10 protein-coding genes are annotated in these 14,332 nt (G+C 52.9%); 5 read left to right on the top strand and 5 right to left on the bottom strand.

Features of this window, described 5'->3' with window-relative positions:
* Positions 1–49: 49 nt before the first annotated feature.
* Together ACR8BF_RS19920 and ACR8BF_RS19915 are read left to right on the top strand one after the other, a co-directional pair.
* The gene (locus tag ACR8BF_RS19920; protein ID WP_292985971.1) at positions 50–1,117 is read left to right on the top strand and encodes an SDR family oxidoreductase; all 1,068 of its coding nucleotides are present in this window, start codon (positions 50–52) and stop codon (positions 1,115–1,117) included.
* 87 nt (positions 1,118–1,204) lie between these two features.
* Entirely contained in the window at positions 1,205–1,861 is a 657-nt protein-coding gene (locus ACR8BF_RS19915; RefSeq protein ID WP_179897889.1) for an SDR family oxidoreductase, read from the top strand.
* 46 nt (positions 1,862–1,907) lie between these two features.
* On the opposite strand, the gene fumA is transcribed toward ACR8BF_RS19915, so the two are convergent.
* Positions 1,908–3,554 carry a class I fumarate hydratase FumA gene (gene fumA / locus ACR8BF_RS19910; protein ID WP_292985970.1) on the bottom strand — a complete coding sequence of 549 codons (1,647 nt, stop codon included), beginning with the start codon at positions 3,552–3,554 and terminating at the stop codon, positions 1,908–1,910.
* 156 nt (positions 3,555–3,710) lie between these two features.
* Entirely contained in the window at positions 3,711–5,219 is a 1,509-nt protein-coding gene (locus ACR8BF_RS19905) for a DASS family sodium-coupled anion symporter (RefSeq protein WP_179897885.1), read from the bottom strand.
* 593 nt (positions 5,220–5,812) lie between these two features.
* Here ACR8BF_RS19905 and ACR8BF_RS19900 point away from each other — a divergent pair.
* Both ACR8BF_RS19900 and ACR8BF_RS19895 read left to right on the top strand, forming a co-directional pair.
* Positions 5,813–8,593 (top strand): flavocytochrome c, encoded by a 2,781-nt coding sequence (locus tag ACR8BF_RS19900; protein WP_434745992.1) that lies wholly within the window; start codon positions 5,813–5,815, stop codon positions 8,591–8,593.
* A gap of 64 nt (positions 8,594–8,657) precedes the next feature.
* Positions 8,658–9,620 (top strand): FAD:protein FMN transferase, encoded by a 963-nt coding sequence (locus ACR8BF_RS19895; protein ID WP_434745991.1) that lies wholly within the window; start codon positions 8,658–8,660, stop codon positions 9,618–9,620.
* Here the strand turns inward: ACR8BF_RS19895 and dcuR are convergent.
* A complete protein-coding gene (dcuR, locus tag ACR8BF_RS19890; protein ID WP_179897879.1) occupies positions 9,614–10,333 on the bottom strand; it encodes a two-component system response regulator DcuR in 720 nt (239 codons plus the stop codon). The genes ACR8BF_RS19895 and dcuR overlap by 7 nt on opposite strands.
* Positions 10,330–11,964, bottom strand: coding sequence for a sensor histidine kinase (locus ACR8BF_RS19885; RefSeq protein WP_434745990.1), 1,635 nt, complete (start codon positions 11,962–11,964; stop codon positions 10,330–10,332). The genes dcuR and ACR8BF_RS19885 overlap by 4 nt, the downstream gene beginning before the upstream one ends.
* A gap of 305 nt (positions 11,965–12,269) precedes the next feature.
* Here ACR8BF_RS19885 and mqo point away from each other — a divergent pair, with 305 nt between their 5' ends.
* Positions 12,270–13,919 carry a malate dehydrogenase (quinone) gene (gene mqo / locus ACR8BF_RS19880; protein ID WP_179897875.1) on the top strand — a complete coding sequence of 550 codons (1,650 nt, stop codon included), beginning with the start codon at positions 12,270–12,272 and terminating at the stop codon, positions 13,917–13,919.
* Positions 13,920–13,992: 73 nt separating this feature from the next.
* Here the strand turns inward: mqo and ACR8BF_RS19875 are convergent, their stop codons facing one another.
* On the bottom strand, positions 13,993–14,301 hold the full coding sequence (locus ACR8BF_RS19875; protein WP_434746208.1) for a VF530 family DNA-binding protein: 309 nt from the start codon (positions 14,299–14,301) through the stop codon (positions 13,993–13,995).
* Positions 14,302–14,332 lie beyond the last annotated feature (31 nt).

Here is a 14,332-nt window from a genome sequence, read left to right as displayed (position 1 = left end):
ACTGAATTCTCTATTAGGCTTAGCATTACGCAAAACGAGGAGAAATCAAATGAAAAAGCACGCTTTAATTGTGGGCATCAGCGGCGTTATTGGTCGCGCACTGGCAGAGAAATTACAAAACGAAGGCTGGCAGGTGACCGGTTTGTCACGCGGACGCGGTGCCGTTCCTGAAGGCGCGACGAGCCTGACAGCCGACCTGACCGACGCAGATGCCGTCCGTGACGCGCTGAAAACAGTAAAACCGGACGCGCTGTTCTTCAGCGTCTGGGCGCGTCAGGAAAATGAGAAAGAGAATATCCGTGTTAACGGCGGCATGGTACGTAATGTGATTGAAGCACTCGGCGATCGCCTGAAGGGTTCGCATGTGGCGCTGGTCACCGGGCTGAAGCACTACCTGGGTCCGTTTGAAGCATATGGCAAAGGGGCCGTGCCGGTCACGCCGTTCCGCGAAGAGCAGGGCCGTCAGCCGGTCGATAACTTTTACTACGCGCAGGAAGATGAAGTCTTTGCGGGCGCTGAGAAGTATGACTACCGCTGGAGCGTGCACCGTCCGCATACCATCATCGGTCATGCCGTGGGTAACGCGATGAATATGGGGCAGACGCTGGCGGTTTACGCGACGCTGTGTAAAGAGAAGGGCTGGCCATTTATCTTCCCGGGATCGCCTGAGCAGTGGAACGGTATTGTTGATATGACCGATGCGGGCCTGCTGGCTGAGCAGCTGCACTGGGCTGCCACGTCACCGAATGGCGCGAATCAGGATTTCAATGCCGTAAACGGCGACGTTTTCCGCTGGAACTGGATGTGGCCAAAACTGGCTGACTATTTTGGTATTGAAGCCGCGGACTATCCGGCGCAGATGATGCCGCTGGAAAATCGCATGCAGGATGCCGCCAGTGCATGGAAGATGATTGCAGAGCAGCATCAACTGCGGGAGGCTGATGTGACTAAGCTGGCTTCATGGTGGCATACCGATGCGGACCTGGGTCGTCCGATGGAAGCCTTTACCGATATGAGTAAAAGCCGCAAAGCGGGCTTCATCGGCTACCGCAGCACGCTTGACTCCTTTACGCAGCTGTTTGATAAGCTGAAAGCGGAAAAAGTCATTCCGGAATAAAACCAGCAGGCGCCGCATCAGGCGCCTGTTATGTTTCTGGCAGAGGTTATACTCTGGCACCTAATCAGTGAAGAAGGATCGCATCCTATGACGACATGTTTCATTATCGGCGCGGCAGGCAAGGTTGGCCAACAGCTGACCCGTCAGCTGAGTAGCAAAGGCCATACAGTGACGGCGTTGCACCGCAAACCGGAACAGGCTGAGACGCTTCAGGCCGCAGGCGCAAAGCCTGTTGCTGGGGATATTCAGCAGCTGAGCGTGACGGCACTGGCAGATCTTATGACTGGTCATGACGTGGCTGTCTTTACGGCGGGTGCGGGCGGTGCCGGGATCGAGCTGACCAATGCCATTGATGGTGACGGGCTAAAGCTGGCGGTAGCCGCAGCAGAGCAGGCAGGGGTCTCGCGCTTCCTGCTGGTCTCAGCATTCCCGGATGCAGGCCGTGGTAAAACGCCGTCAGAAGGATTTGAAAATTACATGCGTGTGAAGCGTCTGGCGGATGCTGAGCTGGTGGCGAGTAAGCTGGAGTGGGTGATCCTGCGGCCGGGAACGCTAACCGATGAAGCCGGTACAGGTCGGGTACATGCCGATCTGGCTATTCCGTATGGGGAAATCCCGCGCGAAGATGTTGCAGCGACACTGGTCGGGTTAATCGAAAATCCGGCGATTAAGTATCAGATCATCGAACTCACCCAGGGTGAGGTGCAGATTGATGTAGCGTTGAAGCGGTTGCAGCGTGGTTAAAAAAAAAGCCCCGTAATCGGGGCTTTTTTCTTTCTTAACGCATAGGTTACTTAACGCATTTTGCGCAGTGCGCGCGTTCAATGTGCTGGAAGAAATCGTTACCTTTGTCATCGACCAGGATGAAGGCAGGGAAGTTCTCCACCTCGATTTTCCAGATCGCTTCCATTCCCAGCTCAGGATATTCCACGCATTCCAGACTTTTGATGCTCTGCTGTGCAAGCACGGCAGCCGGGCCGCCAATACTGCCCAGATAGAAGCCGCCATGTTTATGACAGGCATCGGTCACCTGCTGACTGCGGTTGCCTTTCGCCAGCATGATCTTACTGCCGCCGTGGGCCTGCAGCAGATCCACGTAGGAGTCCATGCGGCCTGCAGTGGTCGGGCCGAGTGAACCGGAAGCATAGCCTTCAGGCGTTTTGGCCGGACCAGCGTAATAGACAGGGTGATCTTTAATGTACTGCGGTAATCCTTCACCGTTATCAATGCGCTCTTTGAGTTTGGCATGCGCAATATCACGCGCCACGATAATGGTGCCAGTGAGTGAGAGGCGGGTAGAGACCGGATACGCGGAGAGCTGGGCCAGAATCTCTTCCATCGGACGGTTAAGATTCACCTGCAACACTTCACCTTCGCCCTGCTGACGAAGCGCTTCCGGAATCAGGCGACCTGGGTTGGCTTCCAGTTTCTCAATCCAGATACCTTCACGGTTAATCTTCGCTTTGATGTTACGGTCTGCTGAGCAGGAGACGCCCATGCCGATCGGGCATGATGCACCGTGACGCGGCAGACGTACCACGCGGATGTCGTGGGCGAAATACTTGCCGCCAAACTGTGCGCCGAGGCCTAGCTGCTGCGCGGCTTCCAGCAGTTCCTGCTCCAGCTGAACGTCGCGGAACGCCTGACCGTGCTCATTACCTTCAGTCGGTAAGCCATCGTAATAGTGCGTCGAGGCGAGCTTAACGGTTTTCAGGGTGCTTTCAGCCGAGGTGCCGCCGATAACAAACGCAATATGGTAAGGCGGACAGGCTGCGGTGCCGAGAGTACGCATCTTATCCACCAGGTAATTTTTCAGCTTGCCCGGACTCAGCAGCGCTTTGGTTTCCTGATAGAGATACGTTTTGTTGGCGGAGCCGCCGCCTTTGGCGATGCAGAGGAATTTGTACTCATCGCCATCCACGCTGTAGAGGTCGATCTGCGCGGGAAGGTTAGTGCCGGTATTCACCTCTTTGTACATATCCAGCGCGGCATTCTGTGAATAGCGCAGGTTATCTTCAATGTAGGTGTTGTAGATACCCTGTGACAGCGCAGCCTCATCGCCACCGCCGGTCCAGACGCGCTGGCCCTTTTTGCCCATGATGATCGCGGTACCGGTATCCTGACAGGTTGGCAGCACGCCTTTAGCGGCAATCTCAGAGTTTCTTAAAAACTGCAGAGCGACATATTTGTCATTGTCGCTGGCTTCAGGGTCATCAAGGATGGAGGCAACCTGCTGCTGGTGGGCCGGCCGCAGCATGAAAGAGGCGTCATGAAAAGCCTGCTGACTCAGCAGCGTCAGTGCCTGAGGTTCAACTTTAAGGATCTCCTGACCCTCAAACTCGGCAACGGAGACATGCTCGCGACTCAGCAAATAGTATTCAGTATCTTCGTGGGACAGCGGAAAAGGGTTCTGATAGACAAAAGGTTTGTTCGACATTTTTTCTCACTTAATGACCGGCTGAACCTCCGCGTGCAGGCTGCGGGGCGCAACATCATAGGCGAATTAATCGTTTATTATGCTTCCCCACCGCGGGTGCGGTGGGGAAGTGCAGGAATGGTATCTTATAACGCGTTGATCTGCATGTTGTATCCGTCAGAACATCCACACCATCCACGGATAGGCAATCAGCATCATAGAACCTAAGAAGATGGCACCGAAAATCGTACCCAGGCGCCAGTAATCTTTGGTAGGCAGATAACCGCTGCCGTAGTAAATCGGGCTTGGGCCGGTGCCGTAGGGTGTGATGATGCCCATTACACCCAGAGAGGTACAGAGCATCAGGCAGAAGACCGGCATATTGATGCCTGGAATTGAGGCTGCGATGGTTAGCATGGCCGGTAACAGCGCGGTAGTATGGGCGGTAGTACTGGCAAACAGATAGTGCAGCAGGAAGAAGGCAATCAACAGGACTACCGCTGAAACCTGCGGGTCATAACCCTGCAGCAACATGCCTCCCTCTTTACCTAACCAGGTGATGAAGCCGACGCGGGCCAGGCCATCGGCCAGTGCTACCAGGGTCGCGAACCAGGCAAAGGTGTTCCAGGCCGGTTTGTTACTGGTAATGTCGTTCCAGTTCAGGACGCCAGTCCACAGCATCAGTACCACCACCAGCAGCGCCGCCATCGCCGGCTCGATCCAGGATGTCGCGAAAATCCACATCAGCAGGGCACAGACCACAAACACCAGCAGCAGGATTTCGTTACGGGTCAGTCGGCCCAGTTTTTCCAGTTCCGCGATGGCCCATTTCGGCACTTCATCGTTGATTTTGACTTCAGGCGGGTAGAACCAGTAAGCCAGCAGCGGCATGGTCAGAATCAGCAGTAAGCCCAGTGGCAGGAAGGCCAGGAACCACATGCCCCATGAGATATCAAAACCGACGATGCTTTTCACCAGCGCCAGCGCCAGCAGGTTAGGCGCCAGTGCTGAGAGGAACATAGAACTCGTGATACAGGCTGCGGTAATCGCGACCCACATCAGGTATGAACCGATTTTACGGGCGCTCGGGTCGTTCGGTTTAGAACCATACAACGGCGGCAGGTTGGCGATAATCGGGTAGATAGTACCACCACTGCGCGCGGTGTTTGATGGGGTAAACGGCGCGAGAAGCAGGTCAGCAAAGGTAATGGCATACCCCAGCGTCAGACTGCGGCGACCCAGATACTTCACCAGAATCAGGGCCAGGCGACGACCAAACTGCGTTTTGTCATAACCTGCGGCAAACATAAAGGCACCGAAGATGAGCCAGACCGTGGAGTTGCCGAAACCGCTGACTGCCCACTTAAAGGACTCACTGGCGACTTTGAATTTCGGATTAGCCAGCTCGGCTGGGCTGAAAAGCAGGAACTGGCTGAACAGCGCAATGACTACCACGCCGGTCAGGCCGATCACCGCGCCAGGCAGCGGTTCAAAGATTAATCCGACAATGACACCGACGAAGATGGCGAAGAAGTGCCAGGCGTAGGGTTCGAGACCGGCGGGTGTCGGTACCAGTAACAGTAATATGGCAACGATTACCGGCAGAGCCAGCATAATAGCTTTCTTTTTACCGGGCGCCGCAGGAGCGGCTTTTGGGGGTTCAGTAACAGCTGAGAGTGTTTTCATAGTGTTTTATCTGCAAGTTAAGAAGAATGCGATTTGCGCCCCGGACCTTCACTGATGACTTTCTTTCTTATTCTTAATAGTGTGAATAAACCGCGATGCACTGATTTTGTATAATCAGCTGCGTAACCATTGAGCAGCTTTTTTAAATCCATGTAAATATGATGCGATTTCTGCAAATATAGATTTTGATTCAGATCAAAGAAAATAAATCATTATTCCCGATTTTTTAACATTTATTTTTGATTTATATTTACTGCATCGGTATTTTGACGATTTTGTGAAGCTGGTCGATAAGTCATCAGTTCATGGAAATCGAATTTTCTTGTTTAAATAAATGATTATAAAAGATTTATTTTTAATGTAAATGATTGGTTGATTTTTGGTAACGCTTAGTTAACAATCAATATAACTTCACTTTATCCTTACGGCAAATAAAAAACTCCAGATGGTTTAAAAGTTAAAAAAACTAAATTTATCGCTTATGAAGGTAAAGAAAGGCGTATATTAACGGCATGACATCGGACCACTTAATTAAGCGATAATTTGCGTCCGCTAAAAAATTTCCAGACTTTTAAATCTTGGAGTTTATCGCCATGAAATCTCTCACTCCCATCCTTAATCCACTGACCCTGCCTAATGGCGCTGTTTTAAAAAACCGACTGGTGATGGCACCCATGACCACCTGTACCGGCTTTTATGACGGCACTGTCACCAGCGAGCTGGTCGAGTACTATCGCGCACGTGCTGGCAGCATCGGAACCGTCATCGTTGAGTGCTGCTTTATTGATAACCGTGGCCCAGCATTTCCGGGTGCCATTGCTATCGACAGCGACAACAAAATTCCCGGTCTGAAACGTATCGCGGACGCAATCAAATCTGAAGGCTCTACTGCTATCCTGCAGATCTATCACGGTGGCCGCATGGTCGAGCCGGAACTGATTGGCGGGAAAACGCCGGTTGCGCCAAGCGCTATCGCGGCACCGCGTGAAGGGGCAACCAAACCTCTGGCGCTGAGTGCCGAAGAAGTCGATACCATGATCACCAAATTTGGTGATGCAGTGAACCGCGCCATTAAGGCTGGTTTCGATGGTGTTGAAATTCATGGTGCCAACACCTACCTGATTCAGCAGTTCTATTCACCCAACTCTAACCAGCGTGATGACAAGTGGGGCGGCAGTCGTGATAACCGCGCGCGCTTCCCGCTGGAAGTGCTGGAAATCACCCACAAGATGGCCGAACGCTTCGCTCATAATTCCTTCATCGTCGGCTATCGCTTCTCACCGGAAGAGATTGAAGTCCCCGGCATCCGCTTTGATGACACGCTCTATCTGCTGGAAAAACTGGCCGCGCGTGGACTCGATTACGTTCACTTCTCTGTGGGTCAGTTGCTGCGCCCGTCGATTGTTGATACTCAGGACCCGACGCCGCTGATTGAGAAATTTGTCGCGATGCGTTCACCTGAGCTGGCAAAAGTGCCGGTGATTGGTGTTGGCGGCGTGGTAAATAAAGCCGATGCGGAACTGGCGCTGGAGAAAGGCTACGATCTGGTGGCGATTGGTAAAGCCTGTATTGCCTATCCGAACTGGACTGATCGCATCATCAACAATGAGCACCTTGAACTCTACATCGACAGCAACAAACGCGAAGAGCTTCAGATTCCTGAACCGCTGTGGCGCTTCTCACTGGTCGATGCGATGATCCGCGACACCAGCGAATCTGGACGTAAATACAAAGCGGGCGTCTATCAGGAAAAAGTCGAAGCCGAAGCGCTGAAACTGAAAATCAACGTCACGCTGGATACCGACCGTATCACCGACATCTCGCTGGTGCCGGATGACACGCTGGATGTGGACTTCACCACCACCTTTGAAAGCCTGCGCAGCCGCATCCTGGTGGCGAACAGCCCACACGTCGATGCAATTACCGGCGCAACCACCCAGAGTGAGGCGCTGAAAAAAGCGGTTTCCCGCGCGATGACCACCTCCAGCAAAGAGCATGTGATCGAGGAGGGCGGTAACCCTAACGCACCACAGAATTACGATGTGGTGATTGTGGGTAGCGGCGGTGCCGGTCTGGCAGCGGCAATTCAGGCGCACGATGAAGGCGCGCGCGTGGTTATTATCGAGAAGATGCCGACCATTGGCGGCAACACGATTAAAGCGTCTGTAGGCATGAACGCCGCTGAAACCCGCTTCCAGAAACTCAAAGGTATTGAAGACAGCAAAGAGTTGTTCTATGAAGAGACCCTGAAAGGAGGCCAGTTCAAAAACAATCCGGTGCTGCTGCGTGAGTTTGTTGACCTGGCACCTGAGGCAATTGAGTGGCTGGCAGATAAAGGCATTGAGCTTAACGACATCACTATTACCGGCGGGATGAGCGTCGACCGTACTCACCGTCCGGCTGACCGCTCAGCGGTGGGTGGGTTCCTGATTAGCGGCCTGGTAAAAAATATCAACAGCCGCAACATCGAAGTCCTGCTGGAAACCTCCGTCGCCGAGATCCTCTATGAGAATGGGGCTGTAGCGGGCGTGAAAGTGGTTGATGAGTACAACGACAGCCGTATTCTGAACGCCAAAAGCGTCATTGTGGCGACCGGTGGATTCAGTGCGAACCGTGAGCTGGTGGTGAAATACCGTCCTGAACTTGATGGCTTCGTGACGACCAACCATAAAGGCGCCACCGGCAGCGGTATTGCGATGCTGGAAAAAATTGGTGCCGGCACCGTGGATATGGGCGAAATCCAGATTCACCCAACGGTTGAGCAGACCACCTCTTATCTGGTCTCCGAATCCATTCGTGGCGGCGGTGCTATCCTGGTCAGCCAGGCGGGCGAGCGTTTCTACAACGAAATGGAAACCCGCGACAAAGTTTCCGCTCAGATTATCGCGCTGCCAGAGAAGAGTGCCTGGATTGTATTTGACGAGCAGGTGCGCATGAACAACAAAGCGGCTGATGAATACATCGCCAAAGGCTTTGTCATCAGCGCGCCAACCGTGGCGGAACTGGCGGTGAAACTCAACATGAGTGAGCATCACACCCTGGAAGCAACGCTGGCACGTTACAACAACTTCGTCATTATGCAGAAGGATGAAGACTTTGGTCGTCAGACCGCGCTGCGTCATCCGCTGAGTGAAGCGCCGTTCTACGCGATTCGTGTTGCTCCGGGTGTTCACCACACTATGGGTGGCGTCACTATCGACACCACAACAGCCGTGCTGGACATCCAGAAACAGGTAATCAACGGTGCCTGGGCGTGTGGTGAAGTGGTTGGCGGCATCCACGGTGCGAACCGTATCGGCGGTAACGCTGTCGCGGATATCATCATCTTTGGTATTCTGGCCGGTGGTAACGCCGCCGCTTACGCCCGACGTTAACGGCAGTCTCCGGCATCCGCATTCTGCGGGTGCCGGTATTTTCCTTTTAAAAGCAGAGTCGCCTATGTTAACTGATGCGCGTGTCTATGCTTACTCCGCTGTCTTAATGGGGTCGCCCATTCTGCTTAAACTTTTCGATGACAACCAGACGCTGGCCGGACAGGTTTTCCGCCTGATTAAACAGCAGGAAAATCTCCTGACGGTTAACCGCGCGGCGTCTGAAGTGATGGAAATTAACCACGCGGCAGGGCAGCATCCGGTCATCGTCAGCCAGCCAGTTTTTGATTTGATTGCCTGCGCGCATGCGGTGAGCTTACTCCCGGACAGCCTGTTCAACCTGGCTATCGGCCCGCTGGTGAAGTGCTGGAAGATTGGCTTTCAGGGCCACAGCGTTCCCTCGGAAACCGAGCTTCAGGCGCGCATGGCGCTGACGAATCCGCATGAAGTGATACTGGATGCCGCAAACCGCACTGTCATGCTGGCAAGGCCCGGGATGGAAATTGACCTGGGTGCCATCGCCAAAGGGTATATCGCCGATCTTGTTCAGGCGTTTTTACGCCAGCAGCAGGTCAGTAGTGCGTTGATTAATCTGGGTGGAAACGTGCAGACGGTGGGCGCGCCACCCGATGAAGCGGGCTGGGCAATCGGCCTGAAAAAACCTTTTGGTGAGGCTGATGAGCTGATTGGGGTGATTGGCGTGAATAATCGCTCGGTGGTGACATCGGGTATCTATGAACGCTATTTCGAGCTTGAGGGCGTCTGTTATCATCACATCCTCAATCCCCATAGCGGTTATCCGCTGAATAATGATCTGCTGAGCGTCACCGTGATCTCTGATCGATCACTGGATGGCGACATCTACACAACGCTGCTCTATGGCCTGGGCGTCGAAAAGGGGATTGCCTGCCTGGCTGATAAACGTGGCATTGAAGCGATTTTTGTGACCCGTGACAGGCAGGTGATCTGCTCGTCACAACGTCACTTTTCATTTCAGTTACTGGACGCCGATTACCAGCTGGTTCACTGACAGTATTGTTTGAGCAGAGTGTGATACTCCGGCTGCAGCCGATAGCGGTAAACCGGACGGCCCGTGACGCCATAGTGAATGCTGGTGAACAGAATATTAATCTGCGCCAGCCAGATCAGATATTTGCGGCAGGAGACGCGGGAGATATTTACTTCCGTTGCCAGTTCATCGGTAGAAAACTCGCTGCCCGGATGCGCATCGATCCACAGGCACAGTGTGCGAAGCGTCTGTGGCGTTAATCCTTTCGGCAGACGTTTCTGCTCGTTGGCGCCTGGCGGATTACCATGTAACAGCTGATCAACGTCTGACTGCTGGTAGAACTGATGATTATCCATTAGCGATTTCTTCTGTCGCCAGCCGGTCAGCGCCTCTTCGAAGCGGGCAAACTGGAAAGGCTTGATCAGATAATCTACTACGCCATAGTTGAGTGAGGTTTTGATGGTGGCGGCATCGGCGGCTGACGAGATAATAATCACGTCGACCGGACGACCTGCGCTGCGCAGTTCCGGTAGCAGGTCGAGCCCGTTTTCCTGCTGCATATAAATATCCAGCAGGATCAAATCAACCTGTGGCTCATCCAGCGCCAGCCGCTCCTTAGCCTGCTGTAAGGTTGAGGCGGTGCCGCAGCAGGTAAAGCCTGGGATCTGCCCGATATAGCAGCGGTTCAGCTCGGCTACCATAGCGTCATCATCGACAACTAACACATTGATCATTGGGTAATCATTCCTCTCTCCCACGGAAGTTGCACTAAGAATTGGGTGAATACACCCGGTTCTGACTCAACACTGACGCTGCCGCCCAGGCTTTCTGTTTGTTGCTTAACCAGAAACAATCCGACACCGCGATCATCGCCTTTCGACGAGACGCCACGCTCAAAAATGGCGCTGAGCTGTGTGCTGTCGATACCTGGCCCGTCATCACTCACTTCGCAGGCTAACCAGCCATTCTGATAATGCAGCATGAGGTGAATTTCCCCTTCGGTTTCCGGGTCCAGCGCCTCAAGCGCATTTTCAATTAAATTGCCCAGCACGGTGATCAGGACGGCATTCTGCGCCTCGCTGCCGCAATCAGGCAGAAAACTCGCTTCATCAATAATCAGCTGATGGCCTTCATCGGTCACCCGATTGATTTTGCTGAGCAGAAAGCCGGCAATGACCGGCGATTTGATCTTCTGCATCAGCGAACCAATCTCCGTCTGATAAGCGTTGGCCGTTTTCAGAATGTACTCTTCCATTTGTGCATAATTTTTCATATGCAGCAGGCCCAGAATCACATGCAGCTTGTTCATGAATTCATGGGACCGCTCACGTAACGCGTCTACATAGTTTACCATGCCGTCCAGACGCTGCATCAGCTGGCTGATCTCGGTCTTGTCTCTGAAAGTGGTCACCGCGCCAATAATGCGGTCACGGCTGCGAACCGGCACGGTGTTACTGATCAAAATGCGGTTACCCAGCGTCAGCTCCTGATCGTGCCAGGCTTTACCCGCATGCAGGGCATCCTGCTGATGCCGGTGCATCACGCTCTCTTCGGCAATCAGATCGCCGCTTAATGGCATTTTGCGCGTGGTCTCATGCAGCAACTGTTGCGCCGCGTGGTTGATCAGGCTGACACGCGATTGATCATCGACCGCAATCACACCCTCTTTAATCGAATTAAGAATCGCCTGTCGCTGCTCGAACAAGCTGGAAATTTCGTGCGGCTCCAGCCCAAGTAAGATGGTTTTGAGTCGCCTGACCAGAATAAAAATACCCAGCATGCCCACAAGACCACCAAATAAGACGGTCCAGACGATATTCCAGCGACTTTTAGCAATCTGCGCCGCCACATCATTCAGCGCGATGCCGATCGCCACCACACCGATCTGCTGATGCTGTGCGTCATAGACCGGTGTAAACACCCGCAGTGCCTCCACCAGAACGCCATGATTGACCGCCACATTTTCCCGACCACCGAGAGCCGGATAGATATCGTTGCCGACAAAATGTTTGCCGATCACCGCCGGGTTCGGGTGGGAGAATCGAATACCCTTCATATCTGTGACCACCACAAACAGCAGGCCATTGCGCTTGCGCGCCGCTTCAGCCAGTGGCTGAATCTGACTGCTGCCATCCTGCAACAGTAAACCACGCTGTACTTCTGGTGTGTCTGCCAGCGTTCGTGCGACCGCCATCGCCTTGTCTTTGAGATGCGACTGCGCAAAGTTATCAATCTGCACGAAGTAGAGCAGATGGACAGCGACCAGAACGGTGATGATAACCGCAGTCATCATCAGCGAGGTCAGGGTACTGAGTTTCATGGGTCGTTTAGTCACGGCATGTCGTTTCTGTGGTTGGCTTTTCATGGATGTTCAGCGCGGGTGGGAGATCGCCGGAAAACATACGCTAACTCACCGCATCAGTACAGTTTTAGCGGGCTGCGCGTGGGCGATCGCCCGTTAACAATATTTGTGTTAGGGGATTGTATAATTCAAAGGACACCCTTAATGTGTGGTTAAAATATGAAATTAATTCGGTAAGCCTTTTGTAATTAAAATAAGGCTAAATTGCTATTTTTAATTTTATAACTATTTTCACATTAACTCATAAATAACATTATTTTAAACTTTGAGGACTTTTTTTAACCAGTACCGTCTGAGCTGTAGATTAAATGATGAATTCAAAGAAAGTTATTCCCACCCTTTCCCTCGCGGCCCTGTTAGTTTCTTCAGCCCTCCATGCTGAAACCTCACCAGAAAAAACTGACGTCCTGTTAATTGGCGGCGGCATTATGAGCGCCTCAATGGGCACCATGCTGGAAGAGCTGCAGCCTGGCTGGAAACAGATCATGGTTGAGAAGCTGGATGGCGTGGCACTGGAATCCTCTAACGGCTGGAATAATGCCGGTACCGGTCACTCTGCCAACATGGAGCTGAACTATACGCCTGAGCGTAAAGACGGTTCTATCGACGTTTCTAAAGCGCTGGAAATCAACGAAGCGTTCATGATTTCACGCCAGTTCTGGAGTTCACAGATTAAAGAGGGCGTGATGCACGATCCGCGCTCTTTCATCAACTCAACGCCACATATGAGCTTTGTCTGGGGCGACAACGTCGACTTCCTGACCAAACGCTATGCTGCGCTGCAGAAAACCGCGCTGTTCCAGGGCATGAAGTTCTCTACCGATCACAAGCAGATCGCGCAGTGGGCACCGCTGGTCATGGAAGGTCGTGATCCCCAGCAGAAAGTGGCTGCGACCTGGACGCCAGTGGGTACTGACGTTAACTACGGTGAAATCACCCGTCAGTTGATCGGCAGCCTGAAAAAGAATGATAACTTCCGTCTGGAAACCTCGTCTGAGGTCACTGACTTCAAACGTAACGGCGACAACTCCTGGCATGTCACTATTAAAGACGCCAAAAACGGCAACGAACGTGCTGTTGATGCGAAATATGTCTTTATCGGTGCTGGCGGCGGCGCGCTGAAATTACTGCAGAAAACCGGCATTCCGGAAGCAGATAACTATGCAGGCTTCCCGGTGGGCGGTTCATTCCTGGTTACCGAGAACAAAGCGATTGCCGATCGTCACCTGGCGAAAGTTTATGGTCAGGCATCAACGGGTGCACCGCCAATGTCCGTTCCGCATCTGGATACCCGTTATCTGGATGGCAAACGCGTCGTGCTGTTCGGACCGTTCGCGACTTTCTCAACTAAGTTCCTGAAAAATGGTTCACTGTTTGATCTGCTGAGCACCACCACCACCCATAACATCGTGCCGATGACCGATGTGGGTATGGATAACTTCGACCTGGTGAAATACCTGGTGGGTCAGGTGATGCTGACGGAAGAAGACCGTTTCGAAGCGTTGAAAGAGTACTATCCGGACGCGAAGAAAGAGGACTGGAAACTGATTCAGGCTGGTCAGCGTGTTCAGATCATCAAGAAAGATGCTGACAAAGGTGGCGTGCTGAAACTGGGTACAGAAATTGTGACCGATCAGCAGAAAACTGTCGCTGCGCTGCTGGGTGCTTCTCCTGGTGCATCAACCGCCGCGCCGATCTCTCTGAGCGTGATGCAGAAACTGTTCCCGGAAGAGTTTAAGTCACCTGAATGGCAGGCAAAAATCCACAAGATGATTCCGGGCTACGGTCAGAAACTGAATGACAATGTGCCATTGCTGCAGCAGGTCTGGAATGAGACCGCTGCAACTCTGCAGCTGACAACGCCACCAGTGATCAACATGGAAGGCAAAACCGCAGACGCGCCGGCTGCACAGCCTGAGAAAGCTGCGCCTTCAGCGAAACACGATATGGCGCTGTAACAGCGACCTGATGTAAAAAAAAAGCCCGCACAGGTTAACCTGCGCGGGCTTTTTTATTGCCGCTTTATCGGTGTCACTCCGGCGTTTTATCGCGCCAGTTGCCCCAGGGATCGTCAGCAGGAGACTGATCGGTGTCTGCCGGTTCTTCACGCGTTGCGGCTTGCGCGCTTAACGAGTCGAGATAAAGCGCTTCAACTTCAGCCCGCGCCCAGGGCGTACGACGTAAAAACTTCAGGCTCGATTTAACACTGGGATCGCTTTTAAAGCAGTTAATATTGATCCGTTTTCCCAGCTCCGCCCAGCCATACTGCGCGACTAAACTGTTAATCTGCATCTCCAGCGTTACGCCATGCAGAGGATCTTTTGAGGTGTGTGCGTTCATCATCTATCCGCCTGATTCAGTCAATGCCGCA

It is taken from the genome of Candidatus Pantoea rara (genome assembly GCF_051136265.1).
In the GTDB taxonomy this organism is placed as follows: domain Bacteria; phylum Pseudomonadota; class Gammaproteobacteria; order Enterobacterales; family Enterobacteriaceae; genus Pantoea; species Pantoea rara.
This window is presented reverse-complemented; position numbering and strand designations above follow the sequence as displayed.

What these genes read in the sequence shown, in the direction of transcription:
- ACR8BF_RS19915 (WP_179897889.1), top strand. Translation starts at nt 1,205, where the DNA reads ATGACGACATGTTTCATTATCGGCGCGGCAGGCAAGGTTGGCCAACAG.
- ACR8BF_RS19885 (WP_434745990.1), bottom strand. Translation starts at nt 11,964, where the DNA reads ATGAAAAGCCAACCACAGAAACGACATGCCGTGACTAAACGACCCATG.
- ACR8BF_RS19905 (WP_179897885.1), bottom strand. Translation starts at nt 5,219, where the DNA reads ATGAAAACACTCTCAGCTGTTACTGAACCCCCAAAAGCCGCTCCTGCG.
- fumA (WP_292985970.1), bottom strand. Translation starts at nt 3,554, where the DNA reads ATGTCGAACAAACCTTTTGTCTATCAGAACCCTTTTCCGCTGTCCCAC.
- ACR8BF_RS19875 (WP_434746208.1), bottom strand. Translation starts at nt 14,301, where the DNA reads ATGAACGCACACACCTCAAAAGATCCTCTGCATGGCGTAACGCTGGAG.
- mqo (WP_179897875.1), top strand. Translation starts at nt 12,270, where the DNA reads ATGATGAATTCAAAGAAAGTTATTCCCACCCTTTCCCTCGCGGCCCTG.
- ACR8BF_RS19920 (WP_292985971.1), top strand. Translation starts at nt 50, where the DNA reads ATGAAAAAGCACGCTTTAATTGTGGGCATCAGCGGCGTTATTGGTCGC.
- dcuR (WP_179897879.1), bottom strand. Translation starts at nt 10,333, where the DNA reads ATGATCAATGTGTTAGTTGTCGATGATGACGCTATGGTAGCCGAGCTG.
- ACR8BF_RS19895 (WP_434745991.1), top strand. Translation starts at nt 8,658, where the DNA reads ATGTTAACTGATGCGCGTGTCTATGCTTACTCCGCTGTCTTAATGGGG.
- ACR8BF_RS19900 (WP_434745992.1), top strand. Translation starts at nt 5,813, where the DNA reads ATGAAATCTCTCACTCCCATCCTTAATCCACTGACCCTGCCTAATGGC.